At 70.6% G+C, this 25,387-nt stretch carries 25 protein-coding genes; 16 read left to right on the top strand and 9 right to left on the bottom strand.

From position 1 onward, the window contains the following. Positions 1–58: 58 nt before the first annotated feature. Positions 59–1,645, bottom strand: coding sequence for a 2-polyprenylphenol 6-hydroxylase (gene ubiB, locus EYW49_RS00495; RefSeq protein WP_131304820.1), 1,587 nt, complete (start codon positions 1,643–1,645; stop codon positions 59–61). A 4-nt stretch (positions 1,646–1,649) separates the two neighbouring features. Further along, a complete protein-coding gene (gene ubiE, locus EYW49_RS00490) occupies positions 1,650–2,477 on the bottom strand; it encodes a bifunctional demethylmenaquinone methyltransferase/2-methoxy-6-polyprenyl-1,4-benzoquinol methylase UbiE (RefSeq protein WP_131304818.1) in 828 nt (275 codons plus the stop codon). Positions 2,478–2,583: 106 nt separating this feature from the next. On the opposite strand from ubiE, the gene mutM reads away from it, so the two are divergent. From mutM to EYW49_RS00455, 7 genes are all read left to right on the top strand, one after another. Then, positions 2,584–3,507, top strand: coding sequence for a bifunctional DNA-formamidopyrimidine glycosylase/DNA-(apurinic or apyrimidinic site) lyase (mutM, locus tag EYW49_RS00485; protein ID WP_131304816.1), 924 nt, complete (start codon positions 2,584–2,586; stop codon positions 3,505–3,507). A gap of 80 nt (positions 3,508–3,587) precedes the next feature. Then, on the top strand, positions 3,588–4,361 hold the full coding sequence (locus tag EYW49_RS00480) for an enoyl-CoA hydratase (RefSeq protein ID WP_131304814.1): 774 nt from the start codon (positions 3,588–3,590) through the stop codon (positions 4,359–4,361). Between the two features lie 208 nt (positions 4,362–4,569). After that, entirely contained in the window at positions 4,570–4,836 is a 267-nt protein-coding gene (gene rpsT, locus EYW49_RS00475) for a 30S ribosomal protein S20 (RefSeq protein WP_131304812.1), read from the top strand. 676 nt (positions 4,837–5,512) lie between these two features. Further along, positions 5,513–5,959 (top strand): rhodanese-like domain-containing protein, encoded by a 447-nt coding sequence (locus EYW49_RS00470; RefSeq protein WP_131304810.1) that lies wholly within the window; start codon positions 5,513–5,515, stop codon positions 5,957–5,959. A gap of 202 nt (positions 5,960–6,161) precedes the next feature. After that, entirely contained in the window at positions 6,162–7,598 is a 1,437-nt protein-coding gene (gene dnaA / locus EYW49_RS00465; RefSeq protein ID WP_228259353.1) for a chromosomal replication initiator protein DnaA, read from the top strand. Positions 7,599–7,727: 129 nt separating this feature from the next. Further along, complete coding sequence (gene dapB / locus EYW49_RS00460) at positions 7,728–8,546, top strand: 4-hydroxy-tetrahydrodipicolinate reductase (RefSeq protein ID WP_131304806.1); 819 nt, start codon at positions 7,728–7,730, stop codon at positions 8,544–8,546. 26 nt (positions 8,547–8,572) lie between these two features. Next, entirely contained in the window at positions 8,573–9,193 is a 621-nt protein-coding gene (locus tag EYW49_RS00455; protein ID WP_131304804.1) for a 2,3-bisphosphoglycerate-dependent phosphoglycerate mutase, read from the top strand. Between the two features lie 105 nt (positions 9,194–9,298). Here the strand turns inward: EYW49_RS00455 and EYW49_RS00450 are convergent, their stop codons facing one another. Then, positions 9,299–10,183 carry a methylated-DNA--[protein]-cysteine S-methyltransferase gene (locus EYW49_RS00450; RefSeq protein WP_131304802.1) on the bottom strand — a complete coding sequence of 295 codons (885 nt, stop codon included), beginning with the start codon at positions 10,181–10,183 and terminating at the stop codon, positions 9,299–9,301. Between the two features lie 186 nt (positions 10,184–10,369). Between EYW49_RS00450 and nth the strand changes: the two genes are divergently transcribed. From nth to EYW49_RS00435, 3 genes are read left to right on the top strand one after another with little or no spacing between them, the layout of a single operon-like run. Next, positions 10,370–11,113, top strand: a complete 744-nt coding sequence (gene nth, locus EYW49_RS00445; protein WP_131304800.1) for an endonuclease III — start codon at positions 10,370–10,372, stop codon at positions 11,111–11,113. Positions 11,114–11,153: 40 nt separating this feature from the next. After that, the gene (locus tag EYW49_RS00440) at positions 11,154–11,570 is read left to right on the top strand and encodes a DUF2267 domain-containing protein (RefSeq protein WP_165498076.1); all 417 of its coding nucleotides are present in this window, start codon (positions 11,154–11,156) and stop codon (positions 11,568–11,570) included. Positions 11,571–11,623: 53 nt separating this feature from the next. Next, positions 11,624–12,043 carry a DUF2267 domain-containing protein gene (locus EYW49_RS00435; protein WP_131304796.1) on the top strand — a complete coding sequence of 140 codons (420 nt, stop codon included), beginning with the start codon at positions 11,624–11,626 and terminating at the stop codon, positions 12,041–12,043. Here EYW49_RS00435 and EYW49_RS00430 read toward each other — a convergent pair. Together EYW49_RS00430 and EYW49_RS00425 are read right to left on the bottom strand one after the other, a co-directional pair. Beyond that, positions 12,028–12,768 carry a sulfate transporter family protein gene (locus EYW49_RS00430; protein WP_165498075.1) on the bottom strand — a complete coding sequence of 247 codons (741 nt, stop codon included), beginning with the start codon at positions 12,766–12,768 and terminating at the stop codon, positions 12,028–12,030. The two genes, EYW49_RS00435 and EYW49_RS00430, sit on opposite strands and share 16 nt — an antisense overlap. A 10-nt stretch (positions 12,769–12,778) precedes the next feature. Beyond that, positions 12,779–14,137, bottom strand: coding sequence for an NAD(P)H-dependent oxidoreductase (locus EYW49_RS00425; protein ID WP_131304792.1), 1,359 nt, complete (start codon positions 14,135–14,137; stop codon positions 12,779–12,781). Positions 14,138–14,386: 249 nt separating this feature from the next. Between EYW49_RS00425 and EYW49_RS00420 the strand changes: the two genes are divergently transcribed. Together EYW49_RS00420 and EYW49_RS00415 are read left to right on the top strand one after the other, a co-directional pair. Next, the gene (locus EYW49_RS00420) at positions 14,387–15,400 is read left to right on the top strand and encodes an adenosine kinase (protein ID WP_131304790.1); all 1,014 of its coding nucleotides are present in this window, start codon (positions 14,387–14,389) and stop codon (positions 15,398–15,400) included. 28 nt (positions 15,401–15,428) lie between these two features. Further along, positions 15,429–16,073, top strand: a complete 645-nt coding sequence (locus EYW49_RS00415; protein ID WP_131304789.1) for a TetR family transcriptional regulator C-terminal domain-containing protein — start codon at positions 15,429–15,431, stop codon at positions 16,071–16,073. A gap of 13 nt (positions 16,074–16,086) precedes the next feature. On the opposite strand, the gene EYW49_RS00410 is transcribed toward EYW49_RS00415, so the two are convergent. Next, on the bottom strand, positions 16,087–16,647 hold the full coding sequence (locus EYW49_RS00410) for a cupin domain-containing protein (protein WP_131304787.1): 561 nt from the start codon (positions 16,645–16,647) through the stop codon (positions 16,087–16,089). Between the two features lie 112 nt (positions 16,648–16,759). Here EYW49_RS00410 and EYW49_RS00405 point away from each other — a divergent pair, with 112 nt between their 5' ends. Next, positions 16,760–18,082, top strand: a complete 1,323-nt coding sequence (locus tag EYW49_RS00405) for an aspartate aminotransferase family protein (RefSeq protein ID WP_131304785.1) — start codon at positions 16,760–16,762, stop codon at positions 18,080–18,082. 18 nt (positions 18,083–18,100) lie between these two features. Here the strand turns inward: EYW49_RS00405 and EYW49_RS00400 are convergent, their stop codons facing one another. The 3 genes from EYW49_RS00400 to coaBC form a co-directional block, all read right to left on the bottom strand. Beyond that, on the bottom strand, positions 18,101–19,846 hold the full coding sequence (locus tag EYW49_RS00400) for a putative bifunctional diguanylate cyclase/phosphodiesterase (RefSeq protein WP_131304782.1): 1,746 nt from the start codon (positions 19,844–19,846) through the stop codon (positions 18,101–18,103). Positions 19,847–20,021: 175 nt separating this feature from the next. Beyond that, positions 20,022–20,963, bottom strand: a complete 942-nt coding sequence (gene nudC / locus EYW49_RS00395; protein ID WP_131304780.1) for an NAD(+) diphosphatase — start codon at positions 20,961–20,963, stop codon at positions 20,022–20,024. A 174-nt stretch (positions 20,964–21,137) separates the two neighbouring features. Further along, the gene (coaBC, locus tag EYW49_RS00390) at positions 21,138–22,346 is read right to left on the bottom strand and encodes a bifunctional phosphopantothenoylcysteine decarboxylase/phosphopantothenate--cysteine ligase CoaBC (RefSeq protein WP_131304778.1); all 1,209 of its coding nucleotides are present in this window, start codon (positions 22,344–22,346) and stop codon (positions 21,138–21,140) included. A 223-nt stretch (positions 22,347–22,569) separates the two neighbouring features. Here coaBC and EYW49_RS00385 point away from each other — a divergent pair, with 223 nt between their 5' ends. Genes EYW49_RS00385 through trpA form a run of 3 tightly spaced genes read left to right on the top strand, consistent with a single transcriptional unit; the run spans position 22,570 to position 25,355 of the window. Further along, entirely contained in the window at positions 22,570–23,244 is a 675-nt protein-coding gene (locus tag EYW49_RS00385) for a phosphoribosylanthranilate isomerase (protein WP_131304776.1), read from the top strand. A 15-nt stretch (positions 23,245–23,259) separates the two neighbouring features. Further along, a complete protein-coding gene (gene trpB / locus EYW49_RS00380; protein WP_131304774.1) occupies positions 23,260–24,498 on the top strand; it encodes a tryptophan synthase subunit beta in 1,239 nt (412 codons plus the stop codon). A gap of 20 nt (positions 24,499–24,518) precedes the next feature. Beyond that, positions 24,519–25,355 (top strand): tryptophan synthase subunit alpha, encoded by an 837-nt coding sequence (gene trpA / locus EYW49_RS00375; RefSeq protein ID WP_131305183.1) that lies wholly within the window; start codon positions 24,519–24,521, stop codon positions 25,353–25,355. Positions 25,356–25,387: the final 32 nt, after the last annotated feature.

Genomic DNA, 25,387 nt, shown 5'->3' with positions numbered 1-25,387 from the left:
GACCTCTCCGGCGATCCGGGGGACGGGAGTCCGATGCTGCGACGGCAGCGATCCCCGGTCAACCGGCGACCAGCACCACCGCCATGACCACCAGCGCCAGGGTCGCGATGGTCGCCAGGATCCGCATCGGCCGGCCGCGCCGGTCCTGCGCCTGCGCCAGTGCCGCCACCGTCTCCGGCGCCAACCGGACACCGGACTCGGCCCAGTGGGCGGCGCCGATCGAGATCGCCTCGAGCCGTTCGACCAGTCGCGGCAGGGACAGCGCCAGCCGGCCGACCGCCCCGGCGGCGGTCGCCGCGTCGGAGATCTTGGCGCCGGGGCCGAGATTGGCGGCGACCCAGTCGCGCACCACCGGTTCCGACACCGCCCAGATGTCGAGATCCGGATCGAGCGATCGCGCCACGCCCTCGACCACCACCATGGTCTTCTGCAGCAGGATCAGCCGCGGCTGGGTCGGCATCTCGAACAGCTCGGTATATTCGAACAGCTGGCCGAGCAGTGCCGCCATCGAGATCTCGGCCGGCGGCCGGTCGCGCAAGGGTTCGCCGACCGCGCGCAGCGCCTGGGCGAACACCACCACGTCCTGCGAGGCCGGCACGTAGCCCGCCTCGAAATGCACCCGCGCGACGCGCAGGTAGTCGCGGGTGATGAAGCCGTAGAGGATCTCGGCGAGGAAGCGCCGTTCCTCGGGCTCCAATCGGCCAGTGATGCCGAAATCGACCGCCGCCACGTCGCCGTTGGGCTGCACGAACAGGTTGCCCTGGTGCATGTCGGCGTGGAAGAAGCCGTCGCGCATGGCGTGGCGCAGGAACGACTGCATCACCACCCGCGCCAGCCGCACCGGATCGTGACCGGCCGCCGCCAGCCGCTCGGGATCGTTGAGCTTGACGCCGTCGATCCAGGCGATGGTCAGGACGCCGCGCTGGGTACGTTCCCAATCGACCGAGGGCACCCGGAAATCGGGATCGCCGGCGATGTTCTCGGCCATCTCCGACAGCGCCGCGGCCTCCAGCCGCAGATCCATCTCGAGCCGCACCGAGCGGGCCAGCGTGTCGACCACCGCCACCGGCCGCAATCGCCGGGTCGGCGGCACCATCGCCTCGATCAGCCGGGCGGCGAGATAGAAGTCGTCGAGATCGCGGCGGAACCGCGCCTCGACGTCGGGCCGCAGCACCTTGACCGCCACGTCGCGCGACGCGCCGTCGCGACCGACCACCCGGGCACGGTGGACCTGGGCGATCGACGCCGCCGCCACCACGTCGCCGAATTCGGCATAGAGCGCCTCGATCGGCCGGCCGAGGGCGCGGGCGACCAGGGCGCGCGCCTGGGCGTCGTCGAACGGCGCCACCCGGTCCTGCAGCGCCTCGAGATCGTCGGCCATGGCGCGGCCGACCACGTCGGGCCGGGTCGCCAGGAACTGGCCGAGCTTGACGTAGGAGGGTCCGAGCCGGTTCAGCGCCCGCGAGGCGCGTTGGCCGCGCGAAATGCCGACGACCGCCCGCCGTTCGACCAGCCGCGCCAGCACCAGCACCAATCGGCCGATCGGCGGTGGATCGGGTGGCGCCATGGCGACGATCACGCCTTCGCGGGCGAGCACCCATCCGGCGCGGGCGAGGCGCAGCAGCGACCCCAGGGCTCCGCTCATCGCGTCAGATCTTCCAGCCGGAGTGCAGCGCGGCGATGCCGCCGGTGAAGTTGGTGTAGTCGACGCGCGCGAATCCGGCGTCGCGGATCATCCCCGCGAAACGCTCCTGCGACGGGAAGGCGCGGATCGATTCCACCAGATAGCGATAGGGCTCGCCGTCGCCGGCGATCACCCGGCCCATCAGCGGGATGACGTTGAACGAGAAGGCGTCGTAGAGCCGGTCGAGCACCGGCAGATCGACCGCCGAGAATTCCAGGACGAGCAGCCGCCCGCCCGGCCGCAGCACCCGGAAGGCTTCCGCGAGCGCCTTGTCGATGCGCGGCACGTTGCGGATGCCGAAGGCGATCGTATAGGCGTCGAAGCGGTTGGATTCGAACGGCAGCTCCTCGGCATTGGCCTCGACGAAATCGAGATTGGCCGAGAGCCCGCGCTTCTCGGCTCGCTCGCGGCCGACCTGGAGCATCGAGGCGTTGATGTCGGAGACGGTCACCTTCGCCTTGCGGTCCGACTTCTCGACGATGCGGAAGGCGATGTCGCCGGTGCCGCCGGCCATGTCGAGCACCTCGTAGGGGCGCCGGCCGAGCCGCGGCGGCGACAGCCGCGCCACCATCGCGTCCTTCCACAGCCGGTGCAGCCCGCCCGACATGACGTCGTTCATGATGTCGTAGCGGCTCGCCACCTTGTGGAAGACGTCGTCGACCAGGGTCTGCTTCTCGGCCAACGGCACCTCGCGGAAGCCGAAGGAGGCGGTCGCCTCCGGGACGCTCACCCCCTGTCCGCCCTGGGACGGGGTCGGACGCGGCGACGCGGCGGCGGCGGGATCGTGGGACATGACGCTTCTCTCCGTGGACGGCCGGACCATAGCGGAAGCCTCGCGCCGACGCTATCGTCGCAGGCCCCGCCGCCGCTCGGCGCGCGATCCCGGAGAGAGACCCGCCATGCCCGAACTGCCCGAGGTCGAAACCGTCCGCCGCGGCCTCGCGCCGGTCCTGGTCGGCGCGACCCTCGCCCGCGTCGAGCAGCGCCGCGCCAACCTGCGCATCCCCTTTCCCGCCCGCTTCGTCGAACGCCTGGAGGGCGCGACGGTCACGGCCCTCGAGCGCCGCGCCAAATACCTCCTGGCGACGCTCTCGACCGGCGAGGTGCTGATCGCCCATCTCGGCATGTCCGGCTCGTTCCGCATCCGCCGCCCCGGCGACGAACTCCTGCCCGGCGCCTTCGTCCATCCCCGTGGCGCGGCCGGCGCCCACGACCACGTGGTGTTCCACCTCGAAAGCGGTGCCACCGTCACCTACAACGATCCCCGCCGCTTCGGCTTCATGGACCTGGTCGCGGCGGGCGATCTCGCGACCTACCCGGCGCTCGCCGGCCTCGGCCTGGAGCCGACCGGCGACGCCCTCTCGGGGCCCGTGCTCGCCCGGCTGTTTGCCGGCCGCACCACGCCGCTGAAGGCCGTGCTGCTCGATCAGCGGGTGATCGCCGGGCTCGGCAACATCTATGTCTGCGAGGCGCTGTGGCGGGCCGGGCTCGATCCTCGCMCCCCGGCCGGCGCCACCGTCGCCGCCTCCGGGCGGCCGGGGCCGCGCCTCGCCCGCCTCGGCGGGGCGATCCGCAACGTCCTCGCCGAGGCCATCGCCGCCGGCGGCTCGAGTCTGCGCGATCACCGCACCGTCGACGGCGAGCTCGGCTATTTCCAGCACACCTTCGCGGTCTACGGCCGCGCCGGCGAGCCCTGCGCCCGGCCGAGCTGCGACGGTATCGTCGAGCGCCTCGTCCAGGCCGGCCGCTCGACCTTCCACTGCCCGGTCTGCCAGCCGCGCGTCGCGCCGCCGCGCCGGGCCGCCCTGCGGAGGGACGATTGATCGGCGGCCCGCGAAGCGCTAGCTCCTGGGGCGAACAGGCCGCGCCATGCCGGTGTCGGTCGTCGGACAAGGAGCCGTCCATGGCCTACGAGACCATCCTGGTGGAGACGCGCGGGCGCGTCGGTGTCGTCACGTTGAACCGTCCCAAGGCGCTGAACGCGCTGAACTCGGCGCTGATCGCCGAGGTCACCTCGGCGCTCGATGCCTTCGAGGCCGACGAGGGCATCGGCGCGGTGGTGATCACCGGCTCCGAGAAGGCCTTCGCGGCCGGCGCCGACATCAAGGAGATGGCGTCGCTGACCTTCCCCGGCACCTACACCGCCGACTTCATCTCCTCCTGGGACCGGGTGTCGCGCTTCCGCAAGCCGGTGATCGCCGGGGTCGCCGGCTTCGCGCTCGGCGGCGGCTGCGAACTCGCGATGATGTGCGACCTGATCGTCGCCGCCGACACCGCCAAGTTCGGCCAGCCGGAGATCAAGCTCGGGATCATGCCCGGCGCCGGCGGCACCCAGCGCCTGACCCGGGCGGTCGGCAAGGCCAAGGCCATGGACCTGATCCTCACCGGCCGGCTGATGGACGCCGTCGAGGCCGAGCGCGCGGGCCTGGTCGCCCGCATCCTGCCGGCGGAAGGCTTCGTCGACGCGGTGGTGGCGATCGCCGCCGAGATCGCCGGCCTGTCGCTGCCCGCGGTGATGATGGCCAAGGAGTCGGTCGGACGCGCCTTCGAGACCACCCTCGGCGAGGGTCTGCGCTTCGAGCGCCGGCTGTTCCAGGCGATGTTCGCCACCGAAGACCAGAAGGAAGGCATGGCCGCCTTCGTCGAGAAGCGTCCCGCCGCCTTCCGCCATCGCTGAAGTCGCGCGGTGACCGGCCTGCGCCGTTGACGAGGCCGGTCCGCGCGGCTATAAGCTCGCCCCACTCGGTGGCGGCGTGTTCCGCCGCCGCTTCATCGTGTTCGTGTCGGCCCCGGTGGGGCGTGGCCCGAAGTGCCGGAGGCGGCCCTTCGGGCGACGACCGTCGGTTCGAGGTCGAGCGCAGTCGAGACCCAGGAGAAGCTCGCCCATGGCCAATACGCCGTCCGCCAAGAAGGCGGCCCGCAAGATCGCGCGCCGCACCGCGGTCAACAAGTCCCGTCGCAGCCGCGTCCGCACCTTCCTGCGCAAGGTCGAAGAGGCGATCGCCTCCGGTGACCAGACCGTCGCCGCCGCCGCGCTCAAGGCCGCCCAGCCCGAGCTGCAGCGCGCCGCTTCCAAGGGCGTGGTGCACCGCAACACGGCCTCGCGCAAGATCTCGCGTCTGGCCCACCGCGTGAAGCTCCTCGGCGCCTGAATTTCGGGCCCGGGCGACTCTCGAGACACCGATTCCACCCGGGCGGCGACGCCCGGGTTTTTGTTTCCCGGCTCACGAGATCCGACGCTCTCGGCTACGCACAATTCCGCATCGAGATCTTCCGGTGGTCCTGCCGCGGCGGAAGGGGGTGTCATGAATTTTCTATTGATTTCATGGGCTTGACGGCAAGTACAAAAATATCAACCCCATTGTGCCCCGCTTCGGGGCCTCCGTCGCGGGGTGCGGATTTTTTCGTCGGCACAGGCTTCGATTTTCTCGAATCCTCGCTCGTGAGGGGCAGCGCCTTGAGTCGGAAGGACTTCCCCGTGAGGACTCGGGGGTCGCCGCGGCGAAGCGTCTCGGGCCGGCCGGCATTTGCTCCCGGAGGGCCGTTGCGTCGTCCGAAACGCCTGTGTAGAGTTCGGCTCATGGAGGTCGACGACCTCGGGACGGGTGCCGGGGGGCAGTTGTTCGGACTGCGAATGAAGCATTCTTTGTGAGATTAGTAGAATTTCTCATGAGTGCAATTTCACGGATCGAACATCCGATATCCACCGGATGTCTGGTATACGATCTGTTGGGTGGGTGATGCCCGCTCCACTGTGATCGGTCGACAATCAAGTAGCGAGAGTCGAGGGAATCGGGGCGGATCATGTTCGCCCCTCGGGAGATCGTCATGTCGAGTGAAGTCGGTGCATCCTATGACGGCGACGTCACACCGCTCGAGGCCTGGAACGCCCTGGCGTCGGTGCCGGCGAGCGTGCTGGTCGACGTTCGCACCCGGGCCGAGTGGTCGTGGGTCGGCGTGCCGCAGCTCGCCGCCGTCGCCAAGCAGCCGATCACCCTCGAATGGCAGGTCTACCCCTCGATGGCCGAGAACCCCGACTTCGTCGCGGTCCTCGATGCCGCCCTGGTCAAGGCGGGCTTCGCCCATGACGTGCCGATCTATTTCCTCTGCCGGTCCGGCGTGCGCAGCCGCAAGGCGGCGATCGCCATGACCGCCGCCGGATGGAGCCGATGTCGGAACATCTCCGACGGCTTCGAAGGCCCCCCCGATCCCGATGGCCATCGTGGTGCCGTCGCGGGTTGGAAGGCGTCCGGATTGCCCTGGAATCAATCCTGAATCACCCGACCGGCGCGCCGGTCGACGAGACGAGACGGACGCCGCGCGAGGCCCGCCGGTGGTCGTCTCTCGTCGACGGGGCGTCGCTCGATCGTCGCCTTCGGGCGGCGGAATGAGACGACGATGAACTGGGACGGCCGGAACCGACGCACGGCGGCGTCGTTCACGGCAGGAAAGGCGGAAGACGATGGAGGCTCGTGCAATGACCCCGATCCATTCGGATCGCGAGGAGTGGGATCGCATCAAGCTCCGGCTGCGCGTCGAGCTCGGCGAGGACGCCTTCACCAGTTGGTTCACACGGGTCGAGTTCGAGAGCCGCGACGGCAGTTGCGTGTTCCTCTCCGTGCCCACCCGCTTTCTCAAGAACTGGCTGCACAGCCGCTACCGCGACCGGCTGTTGGTGCTGTTCCGCGAGGCCTTCGGCCCGATCGATCAGATCGAGTTCGCGGTGCGTTCGGCGATGCGGCCGGTGGTCGCCCCGCGCGACGTCGTGACGCCGCTGCCGACCGCCCCGACCCGCGCCGCCGCCCTCCAGACGCCGGTGGTGCGGGTCGTCGCCGCCTCGACCCGGCACGACGATCGCGAAGAGGACGTCCTCGCCGGCAGTCCGCTCGATCCGCGCTACGGCTTCGACGGTTTCGTCGAGGGCCGCTCCAACAGCCTCGCCTTCGCCGCCGCCCGCCGCGTCGCCGATGCCCGCCCCGGTGAATCGGTCGGCTTCAATCCGCTCTACATCCATGCCGCGGTCGGCCTCGGCAAGACCCACCTGCTGCAGGCGGTCGCCCACGCCGCCAAGGCCCAGGGCCGTCGGGTCCTCTATCTCACCGCCGAGCACTTCATGTACCGCTTCGTCGCGGCGCTGATGGCCCAGTCGGCGATCGCCTTCAAGGAGGCGCTGCGCGGCATCGACCTGCTGCTCATCGACGACATGCAGTTTCTGCAGGGCCGTCAGGTCCAGCAGGAGTTCTGCCACACCCTGAATTCGCTGATCGACGGCGCCCGTCAGGTGGTGGTCGCCGCCGACCGTCCGCCGGCCGATCTCGAGACCCTCGACGAGCGGGTGCGCTCGCGCCTCGCCGGCGGTCTCCTGGTCGAGATCGCCGCCCCCGACGTCGACCTGCGCCGCCGCATCGTCGGTCACCGGGTCGAGGTCGCCCGCCGCGCTTCGCCGAGCCTCGAGATCTCCGCCGCGGTGATCGACTACGTCGCCGAAAACGTGGTGTCCTCGGGCCGCGACCTCGACGGTGCGGTCAATCGCCTCGTCGCCCACAATCAGCTGACCGGTCAGGACATTTCGGTCGAGATGGCGGAACTGGCGCTGCGCGATCTGCTGCGCACCCGCGAGCCGCGCAAGGTCAAGATCGAGGACATCCAGCGGGTCGTCTCCAAGCACTTCAACGTCTCCAAGGCCGATCTCCTGTCGGCCCGACGCACCCGCACGGTGGTGCGGCCGCGCCAGATCGCCATGTATCTCGCCAAGGCCCTGACCCCGCGTTCGCTGCCCGAGATCGGTCGCCGCTTCGGCAACCGCGACCACACCACGGTGCTGCACGCGGTGCGCAAGATCGAGGAGATGGCCGGCGCCGACCGCGGCTTCGCCGACGAGATCGAGATGCTGAAGCGTCTGCTCGATGGCTGATCGGCGCTGCACGCCGGGCGGGTCGGTGCTCGCCCGCCTTGCGCCGGCCCCTCGCCTGATATAGCCCAGGAGCCGAGGGCACCGGCCGACCTCCGGCCGTGCCATGGGCAAGAGGGCGAGGGGATCGAGATGTCGGACATGCGCCTCGTGGTCGTCGGCGCCGCCGGACGAATGGGCCGGACGCTGATCCGCGTCATCGCCGAGACCGCCGGTGCCCGTCTGGTCGCCGCCGTCGAACGGGCCGGCGCCGCCGAACTCGGCAGCGATGCCGGGGTGATGGCCGGCGTCGCCGCCCTCGACGTGGCGGTCACCGACGATCCGCTCGCCGCCTTCGCCCATGCCGACGGCGTCCTCGACTTCACCACCCCCGCCGCGACGATCCATTTCGCCGAGCTCGCCGCCCAGGCGCGCCTCGTCCATGTCGTCGGCACCACCGGCTGCACGCCGGCCGACGACGCCAAGCTCGCCGCCGCCGCCCGCCATGCGGTGCTGATCAAGTCCGGCAACATGAGCCTCGGGGTCAATCTCCTCGCCCAGTTGGTGCGCGAGGCGGCCCGGGCGCTCGGCCCCGAATACGACATCGAAATTCTCGAGATGCATCACCGCGCCAAGGTCGACGCCCCCTCCGGGACGGCCCTGATGCTCGGCCAGGCCGCCGCCGAAGGCCGCCGTGTGCCGCTCGCCGAACATTCCGTGCGGGTCCGCGACGGCCACACCGGGGCACGCCGCCTCGGCGACGTCGGTTTCGCCACCTTGCGCGGCGGCTCGGTGGTCGGCGACCACACGGTGATCCTGGCCGGCCCCGGTGAACGCATCGAACTCGCCCATCGTGCCGAAGATCGCTCGATCTTCGCCCGCGGCGCCGTCAAGGCGGCGCTGTGGGGCATGAGCCGAAAGCCCGGCCTCTATTCGATGGCCGACGTACTCGGACTTTCGACCCGAACCTGACCCGATGACGCCCGAAGGAGTCGCGCATGGACCGTCTGCTGGTGCTCTGTCGCCATGGCGAGAGTGAATGGAACAAGCTCAACCTGTTCACCGGTTGGAAGGATCCCGACCTGACCGAAAAGGGCGTCGAAGAGGCCAAGGCCGCCGGCCGCCGCCTGAAGGCCCTCGGCCTGACCTTCGACCTCGCCTATACCTCGGCGCTGACCCGCGCCCAGCACACCCTCGCGCTGATCCTCGCCGAGCTCGGCCAGACCGGCCTGCCGGAGATCCGCGATCAGGCGCTCAACGAGCGCGACTACGGCGATCTGTCCGGCCTCAACAAGGACGAGGCCCGGGTCAAGTGGGGCGAGGAGCAGGTCCATATCTGGCGCCGCTCCTACGACGTGCCGCCCCCCGGCGGTGAGAGCCTGAAGGACACCGCGGCCCGCGTGCTGCCCTATTGGGACGCCCACATCCTGCCCGACCTCAAGGCCGGCAAGCGGATCCTGGTCGCCGCCCACGGCAATTCGCTGCGCGCCCTGATCATGAAGCTCGAGAAGCTCTCGCCCGAGCAGATCCTCAAGCGCGAACTCGCCACCGGCGTACCGATCCTCTACCGGCTCGACGCCGAAGGCGAAGTCCTGTCGCACGAGGATCTCGCCGGCTGATCGATCGGCCCGCGCGGCGGTTCGCCTCCGCGCGACGATCCTCGACGGTTCATAGACGGCGGGCGGGCCATAGCGGCGCGCCCGCCGTCGGCGTTTCGCGGCCGCTCACGCCGACCAGCACTTGCCCGCTTCCCAGCCGAGGATCGCCCGCTTGCGGGTCAGGCCCCAGTGGTAGCCGGTGATGTCGCCGGAGCGGCCGAGCACCCGGTGGCACGGCACCACGAAGCTCAGCGGGTTGCGACCGACCGCCGCACCCACGGCGCGCGACGCCTTGGGCGCACCGATGTGCGAGGCGATGGTCGAATAGGTCGTCGCCCGGCCGAAGGGGATGGCCAGCAGGGTCCGCCACACCCGGATCTCGAAATCGGTGCCGATCAGCACCAGCCGCAGCGGCCGGTCGGGCCGCCACGCCTCGAGATCGAAGATGCGGGTGGCGTGCGGTGCCGTCGCCGCGTCGTCGCGCAGGTGCCGCGCCGCCGGCCAGCGGGCGCAGAGATCGTCGAGCGCCGCCGCCTCCTCGCCCGGATCGGCGAAGGCGAGACCCGCCAGCCCGTGCTCGGTGGCCACCAGCACGGCGATGCCGAAGGGCGAGGGGTGGAAGCCGTGGCGCATGACGAGGCCCGCCCCGCGGCTCTTGTAGGCGCCGGGGCTCATCGCCTCGTGGGTCACGAACAGGTCGTGCAGCCGCCCCGGCCCCGACAGCCCGACCTCCAGCGCGGTGTCGAGCACCGAGGCCGAATCGTCGAGCAGCCGCCGCGCCGCGTCCAGGGTGATCGCCGCCAGGAACTGCTTCGGGGTGATCCCGGCGAAGCGGGCGAACAACCGGGTCAGCTGCACCGGGGTCATGCCGACCGCCGCCGCGACCTGGTCGGTCGAGGGCTGGTCGGTGCGGCATTCGGTGAGGAAGGCGATCGCCCGGCGGATCCGGTCGTAGTCGGCGATCGCGTCGGCGGCGTCGACGTCGGCGGGGGAGGGCATCGTGAGGGTCATGGCGGCTCCGCTGGCGAGACCGATCCGGACCGGGATCGATCTTCGAGACTAGCGCCGCCGCCCGCCCCGCGACACCCGATTTCAGACGCCCGTCGCGCAAGCCTCGGGCGGCTGCGGTCGCCGAACGCGCGCCTGTTGCCGGCGGAGGCGCGCCGGCCTAGGAACGAGGGAACCCGGAGATCGCCCATGCCGCCCCGCGCCGCCCGCCCCGCCGCCCCGAAACCCCGCACCGCCGGCAAGGCCGCGCCGCGCGCCGCGGCGACCCGCCGGTGGACCGCGGCCGAGGTCGAGGCGCTGTTCCGCCGTTTCCACACCGCCGAACCCGAGCCCAAGGGCGAGCTGATCGCGCCCAACACCTTCACCCTGCTGGTGGCGGTGGTGCTCTCGGCCCAGGCCACCGACGTCGGCGTCAACAAGGCGACCGTCGAACTGTTCCGCCTCGCCGACACCCCTGCGGCGATGGTGGCGCTCGGCGAGGAGCGCATCCGCGAGCTGATCCGCACCATCGGGCTGTTCAAGACCAAGGCCAAGAACGTCGCCGAACTGTCGCGCCTGCTGGTCGAGCGCCACGGCGGGGTGGTGCCCGACGACCGCGAGGCGCTCCAGGCGCTGCCCGGCGTCGGCCGCAAGACCGCCAACGTCGTCCTCAACATCGCCTTCGGCCAGCCGACCATCGCCGTCGACACCCACATCTTCCGCGTCGCCAACCGCCTCGGCCTCGCCCCCGGCAAGACGCCCGACGAGGTCGAGCGCGGCCTCGAGGCGGTGATCCCCGACGCCTACAAGCGCCATTCCCATCACTGGCTGATTCTCCACGGCCGCTACGTCTGCAAGGCGCGCACCCCCGAATGCGGCCGCTGTCTGGTCTCGGATCTGTGCAAATGGCCGGAAAAGTCGGTGGATGCGCCGGAGAAACCGGTGGCGTTCTGAGCGCGGCGTGCGAAGCTCGGCGCGGCAGGGAGGATTCGCCATGCCGATTCCCCGCGACTACGTCTTCGCAACTCCGGATTTCGAACGCTTCCTCGGCGATCTCGAGGAGACCTCGCTGTTGGCGTCGCACAGCAACGCCTATGCCGAGGCCCGCGCCGTATTCCACGTCTTCCGCCGCCACGCCACACCGGCGCAGGCGCTGGCCTTCGCCGCGGTGTTGCCGCCGCTGCTGAAGGCGATGTTCCTCGAAGACTGGGACATCGAGGCGCCGATCGCCGCTTTTCCCGACGACGATGCCGGCCTCGCGGCGGAGTTCGCGACCGAGCAGGTGGTGCGGGATGCCGCCGCGGCGATCGCCGACGTCGCCGCGACCTTGCGCCGCCACGTCGACCGCGTCGCCTTGGACCGGGTGCTCGCCGCCCTGCCCGAGGGCGCCCGCGCCTATTGGCGGGCCTGAGCCGCCGCCGGATCGGCTGCACCCCGGCGTCGCCGGAGCGAGGTGTGACGACGATGACCCTGCCGCGCGACTATGTCCGGGCGTTCCAGGACTTCGAGCAGTTTCTCGGGGATCTGAAGGACTCGACGCTGCTGGCGACCCACAACGTCGCCTATGCCGAGACCCGCGCCGTGCTGCACGTCTTCCGCCGCCGCCTGACGGCCGAGCAGGGGCTGGCCTTCGCCACCGTTCTGCCGCCGTTGCTGCGCGCCCTGTTCGTCGAGGACTGGCCGATCGGGGCGCCGGTCGCGCGCTTCGGGGATCCCGATGATCTCGCCGCCGAGGTCGCGGCGGAACGAGAACCGCACAACGTCGCACCATCCTCGGCAATCGCCGACGTCGCCGCGACCTTGCGCCGCCACGTCGACCGCGTCGCCCTCGACCAGGTGCTCGCCGCGCTGCCTGACGGCGCCCGCGCCTATTGGCGGGCCTGAGGCACCGTGCCCGCGACCGGACGCGATCCGGACAGGCGCTTGACCAGATGGACCATGGTCACGGTGGCGAACAGCGGCGTCGCCAGATTGACGATCGGGATCGACAGCACCGCCGCCGCCGCCAGCCCCGCCAGGAAGGCCGCCCCCGAATGGGCCGCTGCCAGCCGCTGCGCCGCCGGCCGGTCGAGCATCCGCCGCGCCGCGAAGGCGAAATATTCTCGTCCGATCAGCCAGCCGTTGCCGACCCAGAAGGCGACGAGACCGACCCCCGGGATCAACGCGACCGCCAGGCAGACGAGATTGACCGCCAGCGACAGGCCGGTGAAGCGCAGCGCTTGCCCGAGGCTCTCGCGCCACGGCATCGGCCGGCCCGGCGCCTCGCCGGGATAGCGCCCGCGCTCGGTCGCCTCCGCCACGTCGTCGAGGAAGATCCCGGCGACCGCGGTGGTGATCGGGGCGATCAGGAAGGCCGCCGCGACCAGCAGCACGCCGCCCGACAGGAGCCCGGCCAGCCAGCCGACGATGGTCACGAAATAGGGCACGTCGATCGGGTGCGCCCCGGCGAGATCTCCGGCGAACCCGCTGATCAGCCGCGTACCGATCGCCCAGATCACCGCGACGATCGCCAGCGTCAGCCCCAGCGACCGCCACAGCACGCCGCGCAAGGGCGGCGTCGGCAGGTCGTGCAGCGCGTCGCGGATCGCCGCGAGGACGGGCCCGGTCATCGCCCCCGCCTCATCCGTGGACCATCCGATCCTGGCGCCGGCGCAGTTCGACGATCTTCGAGCCGCTCGGCGGTGCGGCATTGAGAACCGTCAGGAGTTCGCCGCGCTTGATCGGCGCCAGCGTCACGCCGCCTTCGATCAGGCCGATCGGCAGGCAGCCGGCGGCGCGCGCCGCGTCGTATTCGAGGGTGAAGGCGCGATAGGTGTATTCGCCGATCGCGTCGAGCCGCTCGCCGGCCGCCAGATCGCGCTTGGCCACCGCGCAGACCTCGGCCGAGGGCCGCGCCAGCGCCCGCATGTCGGTAGTCCCGTGCAGCACCGCGCGGGCCGCCGACAGCGGCACTTCGAGGCTGGTCAGGTGATAGGGCCGGTAGAAGGTGTAATAGGGCCCGGCCCCGAGCTTGAGGTCGCCCAACCGCTCCATCAGGCGCGGGTGCGACAGTTCGGCGACCACGAACACCCCCGGCGCGACGCCGCGGCCGATGGTGTAGTCGACCACGCCCTTGCGCGACAGGATGCCGCCGTCGGCCTCGGGACACAGGATGTGGTGCAGGGTCTCGAGCGTCGCCTCCGGCCCGTGCATGCCGGCGACGTCGGGGACCAGGCCGGTGGCATTGGCGATCGCCGCCATCTCGACCATGGTCTTGGAGCCGTCGATGAACTCGACCAGCATCCGCGGGTTCATGTTGCGCCGAATCGCCTCTTCCTCGAAGCGGTCGGGGGTGGCGGTGACGTCGAGCGGATTGTTCTTGCCCTTGCCGGCGGCGATCACCGGGTAGCCGAGAGCGGTGACGAATTCGATCAGCTCCATCGTCGACGACGGCTCGTCGCCGGCCCCGACGGTATAGACCACGCCGACTTCGCGGGCGCGGCTCTGCAGATAGGCGCCGATGGTGACGTCGGCCTCGACGTTCATCATCACCACGTGTTTGCCGGCCTCGATCGCCCCGAGCCCGATGATCGCCCCCATCTCCGGCTTGCCGGTGGCGTCGATCACCACGTCGACGTGATCGCTGCCGATCAGCGCCGCCACGTCGGTGGTGACCGCGGTATTCCCGGCCTCGACCGCCCGGGCGATCGCCGACGCGGTCTCGGCGTGGACGACGCGAGCCGGATCGAGCCCGGCGATGCGGAAGGCCTGTTCGGCATGGCGCTTGGCGGGATCGCGCACCGCGATCACCGCGACGGCGAGCCCCTTCATCAGCGACACCTGCGTGACGATGTCGGTGCCCATCTCGCCGACCCCGACGAGGCCGATGCGGATCGGTCGGCCGCTGTCGGCGCGGGCGGCGAGCTCGGCGGCGAGCCCGGTCGGGGTGACGAAGCGCTGACGCGTATCCACGGCCGGCGCCGGTACCTGTCTACCCATCGGTGAGCCTCTCCTTCGCGGGGGGTGCGATGCCGGAGCGGCGGAGCGAGTGGCCCGCGGCCCTCGTTCCCCCCTCGACGCGAGATAGGGCAGACCGCCCGGAATCTCAATCGAAAACTCCGCCGCTCGGGTCGGCGCGCGGCGGTGCGACGGTTGCGCGCGCCGCGGAAACCCTTATACCCGGCGGGGTGATCGGCCGCTTTCGGCCCGCCCCGGTCGCCGTCGTCCCCGCCGCCGAAGAGTTCGCCGATGACCGCCTCCCGCTTCGACGTCCTGTGTATCGGCAATGCCATCGTCGACATCATCGCCCGCACCGACGACGCCTTCCTGGTCCGCGAAGGCCTGGTCAAGGGTTCGATGCGCCTGATCGACGCGGCAGAGGCGGAGCGGCTCTACGACCACATGGGACCCGCCGAGGAGATGTCGGGCGGATCGGCCGGCAACACCGCCGCCGGCCTCGCCGGCCTCGGCGGCCGCGGCGCCTATTTCGGCAAGGTCGCCGCCGATCCCCTCGGCACCATCTTCCGCCACGACATCCGCGCCGCCGGCGTGCATTTCGAGACCGCGCCGCTCGCCGCGACCGACCCCGATCCGGTGCCGACCGCCCGCTCGATGATCCTGGTGACCCCGGACGGCGAGCGCACCATGAACACCCATCTCGGCGCCTGCACCCGCCTCGGCCCGGGCGACGTCGATGCGGCCGTCGTCGCGGCGTCGCAGATCGTCTATCTCGAAGGCTATCTGTGGGATCCGCCGGAGGCCAAGGCGGCCTTCCGCGAGGCGGCGGCGATCGCCCATGCCCACGGCCGCCGCGTCGCCCTGACGCTGTCCGACAGTTTCTGCGTCGACCGTTGGCGCACCGAGTTCTTCGAGCTGATGCGCGGCGGCCTCGTCGACATCCTGTTCGCCAACCAGTCGGAAGTGAAGGCGCTCTACGAGACCGCCGATCTCGACAGCGGCATCGCCGCCCTGCGCGCCGACGTGCCGCTCGCCGCGGTGACGCTGTCCGCGGAAGGATCCCTGGTCGCGACGCGCGAAGGGGTGGTGCGGGTCGCGGCCGCGCCGGTCGAGCGGGTGGTCGACACCACCGGCGCCGGCGATCTCTACGCCGCCGGCTTCCTCTACGGCCTGACCCACGACTTCGACCACGCGATCTGCGCCGAGCTCGGCGGCCTGCTCGCCGGCAACGTCATCGGCCAGGTCGGCGCCCGATCGCAATCCGACCTGCGTGATCTCGCCCGTCAGTCCGGTTTCCCGGTCTGATCGCCTCCGTTCCATCGCGAGACCCCGCATGGCGCCGCCCCCCGCTCGACCCCGAGGCACGAAGACCCGCATCGGCGAGGCCAACGTCGAGAAGATCCTCGACGCCGCCCTGCCGATCTTCGCCGGTTTCGGCCTGCGCGGCGCCCGCACCGACCAGCTGGCGGAAGCCGCCGGCATGTCGAAGCCCAACCTCCACTATTATTTCCGCACCAAGCAGGATCTCTACGTCGCGGTGCTGGAGCGCACCTTGCGCAACTGGCTGGAGCCCCTGGCGGCGATCGATCGCGCCGCCGATCCGCGCGTCGCGCTGTCGGCCTACGTCGAGGCCAAACTGTCCTATTCGCGCGACTTCCCCGACGCCTCGCGGCTGTTCGCCACCGAGATCATCCAGGGCGGCGCCTATCTCGCCGCGTCCCTCGACGGCGAATTGACGCCGCTGGTCGCCGCCACGGTCGAGACCTTCGAGGTGTGGATCGCCGAGGGACGGCTGGCGCCGATCGATCCCCAGACCCTGCTCTTCACCATCTGGGCGACCACCCAGCACTATGCCGACTTCGCCGCCCAGATCGCGCTCCTGACTGGCCGCTCGCTGGAGGATCCGGCCTTCTTCTCCACCACCCGCGACACCCTGCTGCGCATCCTGGTCGACGGCGTACTGCGCCCGCCCGCGTGACGGGAGCGGCGCCTCAGAAGCTCGGCGGCGTACAGGCCGAGACGATCACCAGATCGGTGTCGCCGATGTTGCGGAAGGCGTGCGGCTTGCGGCTGTCGAAGAAATAGGCGTCGCCCGCCTTGAGCTCGTAGCGCGCCCCGTCGACCTCGAGTTCCAACAGGCCGCGGATCACCAGCCCCGCCTCCTCGCCCTGGTGCGAGATGGTCGGCCGCCCCGAATCGGTGCCGGGCCGGTAGCGCTCGTGCATCATCTGCAACGAGCGGCCGGTGAGGTCGCCGCCGACCTGGCGATAGGAGATCGCCCCGCCGGCGATCTCGGTGAACTCGTCGGCCCGCCACACCACTTTCTCCGCCTCGGTCTCCTCCGCCGCGAAGAAGGCCGACAGCCCGATCGGGAATCCCGCGAGAATCTGCTTCAAGGCCGACACCGAGGGACTGACCCGATCGGCCTCGATCATCGAGATGGTGGCGTTGGACACGCCGGCGCGCTTGGCCAGCGCCCGCTGCGACAGGCCGTGGGCGAGGCGCAGGTCCTTCAGGCGGCGGCCGACGTCGATGTCGCGGGGGCTGTTCATGCGTTCGATATTCAGAACGGATTGAACGCCGTCAAGGGATTGTCGCCGGGGAGTGGGGTCCGTAACGTTCACTTTCCCGATCACCGCGCCGTCCGACCAACGAGGTTGTCCCATGAACGTGCCCCCGCGCCCCAACGATCTCGCCTCCTTCTGGATGCCGTTCACGGCCAATCGGCAGTTCAAGAAGGCCCCTCGCATGTTCGTCGCCGCCGACGGCATGCACTACACCACCGACGACGGCCGCAAGGTCCTCGACGGCACCGCCGGCCTGTGGTGCTGCAACGCCGGCCACAACCGGCCGAAGATCGTCGAGGCGATCCGCCAACAGGCCGGTGAGCTCGACTACGCCCCGGCCTTCCAGATGGGCCACCCCAAGGCCTTCGAATTCGCCAATCGGGTCACGGCGATCGCGCCCGAGGGCTTCGACCACGTGTTCTTCACCAATTCGGGCTCCGAATCGGTCGATACCGCCCTGAAGATGGCGCTGGCCTATCACCGCGTCCGCGGCGAGGCGCAGCGTGTCCGCCTGATCGGTCGCGAGCGCGGCTATCACGGCATCAACTTCGGCGGCATGTCGGTCGGCGGCATTGCCGGCAATCGCAAGATGTTCGGCGTCATGCTGCCCGGCGTCGACCACATCCGCCACACCCACGATCTCGCCCGCAACGCCTTCACCCGCGGCGAGCCGGAATTCGGCGTCGAATTCGCCGACGAGCTGGAGCGGGTCTGCGCCCTGCACGATCCCTCGACCATCGCCGCGGTGATCGTCGAGCCGATGGCCGGCTCGACCGGCGTGCTGATCCCGCCGAAGGGCTACCTCCAGCGCCTGCGCGAGATCTGCGACAAGCACGGCATCCTGTTGATCTTCGACGAGGTCATCACCGGCTTCGGCCGTCTCGGCACGCCCTTCGCGTCCGATCGCTTCGGCGTCAAGCCGGACCTGTTCACCGCCGCCAAGGGCCTGACCAACGGCGTCGTGCCGATGGGTGCGGTGTTCACCACGTCCAAGATCCACGACGCCTTCATGACCGGACCCGAGCATCTGATCGAGTTCGCCCACGGCTACACCTATTCGGCCAACCCGATCGCCTGCGCCGCCGGCCTCGGCACGCTCGACACCTATGCCGAGGACGGTCTGCTCACCCGCGGCGCCGAGCTCGAATCCTATTGGGCCGACGCGCTGCATTCGTTGAAGGGCCTGCCGCACGTCATCGACCTGCGCAACCTCGGCCTGATCGGCGCCATCGAACTCGAACCGATCGCCGGCCAGCCGACCAAGCGGGCCTTCGACATCTTCCTCGACGCCTATCAGTCGGGCATCCTGATCCGCACCACCGGCGACATCATCGCGCTGTCGCCGCCGCTGATCATCGAGAAGGCGCAGATCGACGAGTTGTTCGGCAAGCTCGCCGAGGTGCTGAAGCGCGCCGCCTGACGGGCGCCGCCCGCGGGCTCAGGCGCTCTGGGCGACCGGCGCGGCCAGGGGTTCGGTTTCCGCCGGGTTTGGCACCTGCGCCGCGGCCGCGGCGGTGGTCGCCGCCGAACTCGCCGCGGTGGCGGCCGGGCCTGGCAGACCGGCCTCCTCGCGCCCTTCGACGTCGGGCCTGAGCTCCGGATGCACCGCCTGTTGGGCGAGGTTGGAGAGCAACGTCGGGACGTCGCGCCCCGGCACCGCCTTGGAGAACAGGAAGCCCTGACCGTTGGTGCAGCCGAGGTCGCGCAACAGATCGGCGTTGTTGTTGGTCTCGATGCCTTCCGCCGTGGTCGGCAGGCCGAGCGATCCCGACAGACCGATGATCGCCTTGACGATCATCCGGCTGTCGGCGTTGTCGCGCATCGTCTTGACGAAGGACTGATCGATCTTGATCTTGTCGAAAGGCAGCACCCTGAGGTGATGCAGGCTCGAATAGCCGGTCCCGAAGTCGTCCAGCGCGATCGAGATGCCCTGGTTCTTCAGCGAGGTGATGGTCTTCATCGCCTGCTCCTGGTCGACCACCAGGGCGTTCTCGGTGATCTCGAGCTCCAGGCGCTGCGGCGGGAATCCGACCTCGGTCAGGGTCTGCAGGATCTCCTGGGCGAGCCAGGGGTTCTTGAAATCGACCGGCGAGATGTTCACCGCCAGCTTGATGTGGGCCGGCCAGTCGCGCGCCGCCGCGCAGGCGCGCCGCAGGATCACCGTGGTCAGCTCGCCGAGCAGGCCCATCTCCTCGGCGATCGGGATGAACACCGAAGGCGAGATCGGACCGCGCTCGGGGTGATTCCACCGCGCCAGCACCTCGAAGCCGCTGATCCGGTTGGACTGCAGGTCGATCACCGGCTGGAAGTGCGGCTGGATCTCGCCGTTGGCCAGCGCCACTTCGAGCGACCGTTCGAGCTGGGCGCGCTCGCGGATCGACATTTCCATGTCGTCCTCGAAGGCCGAGATCCCGGAGCCGCCGTCGGCCTTGGCATATTGCAGGGCGATGTCGACCCGCCGCATCACCAACTCGACGTCGAGCGCCGGGTCCGCAGCGTCGAACACCGCGATGCCGACGCTGGCGCGAATCTGCAAGGGCGGGTTCTCGGCGCGGAACGGCCGGCCGACGTCGTCCTGGAGCTGCGAGGCGATGACCATCGCCTCGTCGGGTCCGACGTCGGCGAGCAACACGTGGAATTCGTCGGGACCGGCGCGCGCCACGAAGTCGCCGGGCCGCACCGCGACGGCGAGACGATCGGACAGTTCGATCAGCACGCGGTCGCCGCAGGCCTGGCCGCGGACCTCGTTGAGGGTCTTGAATCGATCGATGTCGAAGGCGATCACCGCGGCGCGGCCACCGGAGGCGCGCATCACGGCGATCCGGGCCTGTAGCCCCGCCTGCATGCCGCGGCGGTTGGGCAGGCCGGTCAGGGGATCGCAGACGCCGACCCGCTCCGCTTCGGCTTCCGCCTCGGCGAGCCCCGCCTGAGCCTCGCGCAATTCGGCGCGCCGCCGCGCCGCATAGGTGAACACGCCGACCCACAGGGCGAAGCCGCCCGCCAGCGCCACCGAGCCGGCGGTCGATTGGATGCCCTCGAGAATGGTGATGAAGCGCCGCAGCAGACCCCATTGCAGATCGATGGTCAGCAGTACCGCGAAGAGCGTGGCCAGCACGAACTTCTCGACGCGGGCGGCGATGTGAACGACCGAGGGGGGGAGCTTGTGCAAGGGCGCCAGGCGCATCGATGGGCTCCGGAGGTGCGCCGACGGAGGTTCGGCACGCGGTTTCCCCCCCTTTATGCCCTCATGACCTTAAGGACGCGTTGCTTTGCAGACAACGACGAAGGTCGATACACGCCAGACACAGTTCTCCCGCTTCTACGCTCTCGGGTTGCGGCATCTGCTCGACCGTAGGCCTTCAGCCTTCGGCGAAGCGCCGCATCAGGTGATGGGCGATGGCGATCCCCGGCGGCGCGACGATCCCCTCCGGGTGGGTTCCGGCGAGCATCGCGCGGATCTCGCCGCGCGCGAACCAGCGGCAGTCGACCAGTTCGACCTCGTCGCGGGTGATCGCCGTGGTCGTCGCCTCGGCGAACACCCCGATCATCAGCGACGCCGGAAAGGGCCACGGCTCGCTGGCGAAATAGGCGATGCGCCCGACGCGAATGCCGGCCTCCTCGAAGGTCTCGCGCCGCACCGCCGCCTCGATCGTCTCGCCCGGCTCCATGAAGCCGGCCAGCGCCGAGAACATGCCGGGCGCGAAACGCGGGCTGCGGCCGAGCAGGCAGCGCTCGCCGTCGACCACCAGCATGATCACCACCGGGTCGGTGCGCGGGAAATGCTCGGCGGCGCAGGACGGGCAGGTGCGCTTCCAACCGGCCGAGGCGAATTGCGAGAGCGTGCCGCAGCGGGCGCAATAACGGTGCGAGACGTGCCAGTGGAGCATCGAGCGGGCGGTCGCCAGTGCCCCGTATTCGTCCGCCGCGAGCCGTCCGGCCACCGCCAGGGCGCGCAACTCGCCGGTCTCGGCCCAGGGCAGGCCGGCGAGTTCGGCCTCGTCGATCGCCGCGAGCGCCGCGAAGCGCGGGCCGTCGGGGGTGTCGCCGAGAAAGATCGTCGCCTCGAAGTCGGCACCGAGCCGGGCGGCGCGATCGCGGGTCAGCCAGGCGGTGAGATCGACGCCGGGATCGGCCGCCAGCACCGGCCGGTCGGTGGCGACGATCAGGAAGCGCGCCTCGGGCGCAGACGCGCGGGCGGCGATCGCCGCCGCGTCGTCACGCAGGTCGGAGCGGCGATCGAGGGCGTTGCGGGCGAAGCGGAAGGCGAGCGAGGGCTCGCCCCGCGGATCGGTGTCGAACATCGGCGACCTCGGACTTTCGGGAGACGGCGGCGGCCGGCGGCGCGCCGGAAGCGGCGCTCGGCCGTCGCCGCGCGGCCCGTGTTGGCGCAGATCCTTAGCGCAGATCCGCGGCTGCCGCGACCACCGCCGTCGCACCCCTCCCGCTCGTGCCGCGAGGGGCGGTCGCCGGCGCGATCAGCCGAGCTTCTCGACGATCATCGCCACCAATTGCGCCGCGACCTCGTCCTTGGGCAGGTCCGGCCAGTCGGTGACGCCGCTCGCCTCGACGATCCGGACGGTGTTGCGGTCGCCGCCCATGATCCCGGTCTTCGGCGACACGTCGTTGGCGACGATCACGTCGGCGCCCTTGCGCTCGAGCTTGCCGCGGGCGTTGGCGATCAGGTTCTCGGTCTCCGCCGCGAAGCCGACCACCAGCTGCGGTCGCAGCGCCGGATGGCGGCCGACGGTGGCCAGGATGTCGGGATTTTCGACGAAGGCCAGCGTCGGGGTGCCGCCCGGACCCTTCTTGATCTTCTCCGCCGCCGCCGCATCGACCCGCCAGTCGGCGACCGCCGCGGCCATCACCGCCACGTCGACCGGCAGGGTCGCTTCGACCGCCGCCAGCATTTCGCACGCCGTCACCACCCGCACCACCCGCGCGCCGACGGGATCGGCGAGCGCCACCGGCCCGGCGATCAGCGTCACCTCGGCCCCGGCCTTGACCAGCGCCGCGGCCAGGGCGAAGCCCTGCTTGCCCGACGAGCGGTTGGCGATGTAGCGCACCGGGTCGATCGGCTCGTGGGTCGGCCCGGCGGTGACCACCACCCGCTTGCCGGCGAGCGGCTTCGGACCTTCGGCTTCGGCGAAGAACGCCTCGATCGCCGCCAGGATCTCCATCGGCTCGACCATCCGCCCGAGCCCTTCCTCGCCGCGTTCGGCCATCTTGCCGGCGGCCGGTCCGAGGATCCGCACCCCGTCGGCGGCGAGCCTTGCGACGTTGCGCCGGGTCGCCGGATGGGCCCACATCCGCGGGTTCATCGCCGGCACCACGATCACCGGCTTGTCGTTGGCGAGCAGCAGGCTGGTGGCGAGGTCGTTGCCGAGCCCGTTGGCCATCTTGGCGATCAGATCGGCGGTCGCCGGCGCCACCACCACCAGATCGGACTCCCGCGACAGCCGGATATGGCCGATCTCCTGCTCGCTCGTCAGATCGAACAATTCGCTGGCGACCGGGTTCTCGCTGAGCGTACCGACGACGAGCGGCGTCACGAATTCCTTGGCCGCCGGCGTCAGCACCACCCGCACCGTCGCACCGCGCTCGCGCAGGCGGCGGATCAGATCGAGGCACTTGTAGGCGGCGATGCCGCCGCCGATGACGAGAAGGATGCGCTTGTCGGCCAGCATGGCGGGAACTCCGCGAGGAGGAGGCACGGTCGGGCGCGAGGTCCGGCCGCGAAAGGGCGCACCCTATCAGCCGCCCGCCGGCCTCGCCACGGGAGGATGGACGCATGTGGGAATGCGCGGGGCGCCCGGCGCACGGCGGCTCCGCCATGGACTCCGCATCCTCGGCGTGGCACTGATCCGGCTTCACCGACCGAGCCGGCCGGGGACACGGGGTGAGCATACCATGGCGATCGAAGTCAAGATCTGCGGCCTGAACACCGACGAGGCGGTCACGGCGGCGCTCGAAGCCAAGGCCGATTTCCTCGGCTTCGTGTTCTACACCCGCAGCCCGCGCCATCTGCCGATCGCCGAAGCGGTGCGCCTCGCCGCCGCGGCGCGCGGCCGCGCCCGCATCGTCGCGCTGACCGTCGACGCCTCCGACGACTTCCTCTCCGAGATCGTCGACCGCCTCAATCCCGACCTCCTGCAGCTCCACGGCCGCGAGACTCCGGCCCGCGCCGCGGAAATCCGCGCCCTGACCGGCGTGCCGGTGATGAAGGCTCTGGCGATCTCCGAGGCCGCCGATCTCGCCGTGGTCGCCGACTATGTCGCCTCGGTCGACCGCTTCCTGTTCGACGCCAAGCCGCCCCGCACCCCCCAGGCGCTGCCCGGCGGCAACGGCGTCGCCTTCGACTGGCGCCTGCTCGCCGGTCTCGACCCGGGTCGGCCGCATATGCTATCGGGGGGGCTCGATCCCTCGAACGTCGCGCGGGCGATCGAGATCTCCGGTGTCGGCGCGGTTGACGTGTCGTCGGGCGTCGAAAAGATGCCGGGCGAAAAGGATCCCGATCTGATCCGCGCCTTCGTCCGTAATGCCCGTGCCGCCCGCGCCGCATCGGCGCCGCGGCGCGACCCCTGACCGAGGACTGCGATCTTGACCACCATCGCCAATTCGCTGCGCAACGGCCCCGACGAACGCGGCTTCTTCGGCCTCTACGGCGGCCGCTTCGTCGCCGAGACCTTGATGCCGCTGATCCTCGAACTGGAGCAGGCCTACGAGGACGCCAAGGCCGACCCCGCCTTCGCCGCCGAACTCGCCGATCTCTCGGTCCATTACGCCGGCCGGCCGAGCCCGCTCTATTACGCCGAGCGCCTGACCGAGCATTGCCGGGCGCTCACCGGCGGCAAATTCGGCGCCGAGATCTGGATGAAGCGCGAAGAGCTCAACCACACCGGCTCGCACAAGATCAACAACTGCCTCGGCCAGATCCTGCTCGCCCGTCGCATGGGCAAGACCCGGATCATCGCCGAGACCGGGGCCGGCCAGCACGGCGTCGCCTCGGCCACCGTCTCGGCGCGCTTCGGCCTGCCCTGCATGGTCTACATGGGCGCCACCGACGTCGAGCGGCAGAAGCCCAACGTGTTCCGCATGAAGCTGCTCGGGGCGGAAGTGACCCCGGTCACCTCCGGCGCCGGCACGCTCAAGGACGCGATGAACGAGGCGTTGCGCGACTGGGTCACCAACATCGACAACACCTATTACCTGATCGGCACCGCCGCCGGGCCCCATCCCTATCCGGCGATGGTTCGCGACTTCCAGTCGGTGATCGGCACCGAGACCAAGGAACAGTTCCTCGCCGCCAAGGGCAAGCTGCCCGACGCGGTGATCGCCTGCATCGGCGGCGGCTCCAACGCCATCGGTCTGTTCCACCCCTTCCTCGACGATCCCGGCGTGGCGATCTGGGGTGTCGAAGCCGGTGGCCACGGCATCGACGTCGAGAACGGCCATGCCGCTTCGATGACCGGCGGCCGCCCCGGCGTGCTCCACGGCAACCGCACCTATCTCCTGCAGGACGCCGACGGCCAGATCCTCGAGGGCCATTCGATCTCCGCCGGCCTCGACTATCCCGGCGTCGGCCCGGAACATTCCTGGCTGCGCGATTCCGGTCGCGTCACCTATGTGCCGGCGACCGACAGGGAGGCGCTCGACGCCTTCATGCTGTGTTCGAAGCTCGAGGGCATCATTCCGGCGCTGGAGCCGTCCCACGCCCTGGCCCAGGTGCTGAAGATGGCGCCGACCATGGACAAGTCGCAGTCGATCGTGTTGTGCCTGTCCGGCCGCGGCGACAAGGACGTGTTCTCGGTCGCCGAACATCTCGGCGAGAGGATGTGACGCCCGTGACCGACACCACCATCGATACCCGCATCACCCGCCGCTTCGCCGCTCTCGCCGCCGAAGGTCGGCCGGCGCTGGTCACCTTCGTCACCGCCGGCGATCCCGACCTCGACACGTCGCTGGCGATCGTCCGGGCCCTGCCCGCCGCCGGCGCCGACGTGATCGAACTCGGCATGCCCTTCTCCGATCCGATGGCCGACGGCCCGGCGATCCAGGCCGCCGGCAAGCGCGCCCTCGACGCCGGCCAGACCTTGCCGAAGACCCTCGAGCTGGTCCGCCGCTTCCGCGCCGCGGACGCGGTCACGCCGATCGTGCTGATGGGCTATTACAACCCGATCTACATCTACGGTGTCGATCGCTTCTGCGCCGATGCGGTCGCCGCCGGCGTCGACGGGCTGATCGTCGTCGATCTGCCGCCGGAAGCCGACGACGAACTGTGCCTGCCGGCCCGCGCCGTCGGGCTCAACTTCGTGCGGCTGGCGACGCCGACCACCGACGACGCCCGCCTGCCGGCGGTGCTCGCGAACGCCTCGGGCTTCGTCTACTACGTCTCGATCAACGGCATCACCGGCTCCGCCGCCCCCGATGCCGGCGCCGTGGCCGGCGCGGTCGATCGCATCAAGCGCCACACCGGTCTGCCCGTGGCGGTCGGCTTCGGCGTCCGCACCGCCGATCAGGCCCGCGCCATCGGCGGCAACGCCGACGGCGTGGTGGTCGGCTCGGCGCTGGTCGCGGCGATCGCCGCGTCCCTCGACGCCGGCCGGGCGACCGCCCGCACGGTGCCCGCGGTCACGGCCCTGGTCGCCGAACTCGCGGCCGGCGTCCGCGCCGCCCGGGCCCGCGCCGCCGAGTGACGATCGACGAACCACCGCGAGCCGGTCCGGCG

The sequence above is a fragment of the Siculibacillus lacustris genome (genome assembly GCF_004328075.1).
Lineage (GTDB): Bacteria > Pseudomonadota > Alphaproteobacteria > Rhizobiales > Ancalomicrobiaceae > Siculibacillus > Siculibacillus lacustris.
The sequence above is the reverse complement of the archived record's forward strand: the minus strand, read 5'-3'. Positions and strand labels throughout refer to the sequence as shown.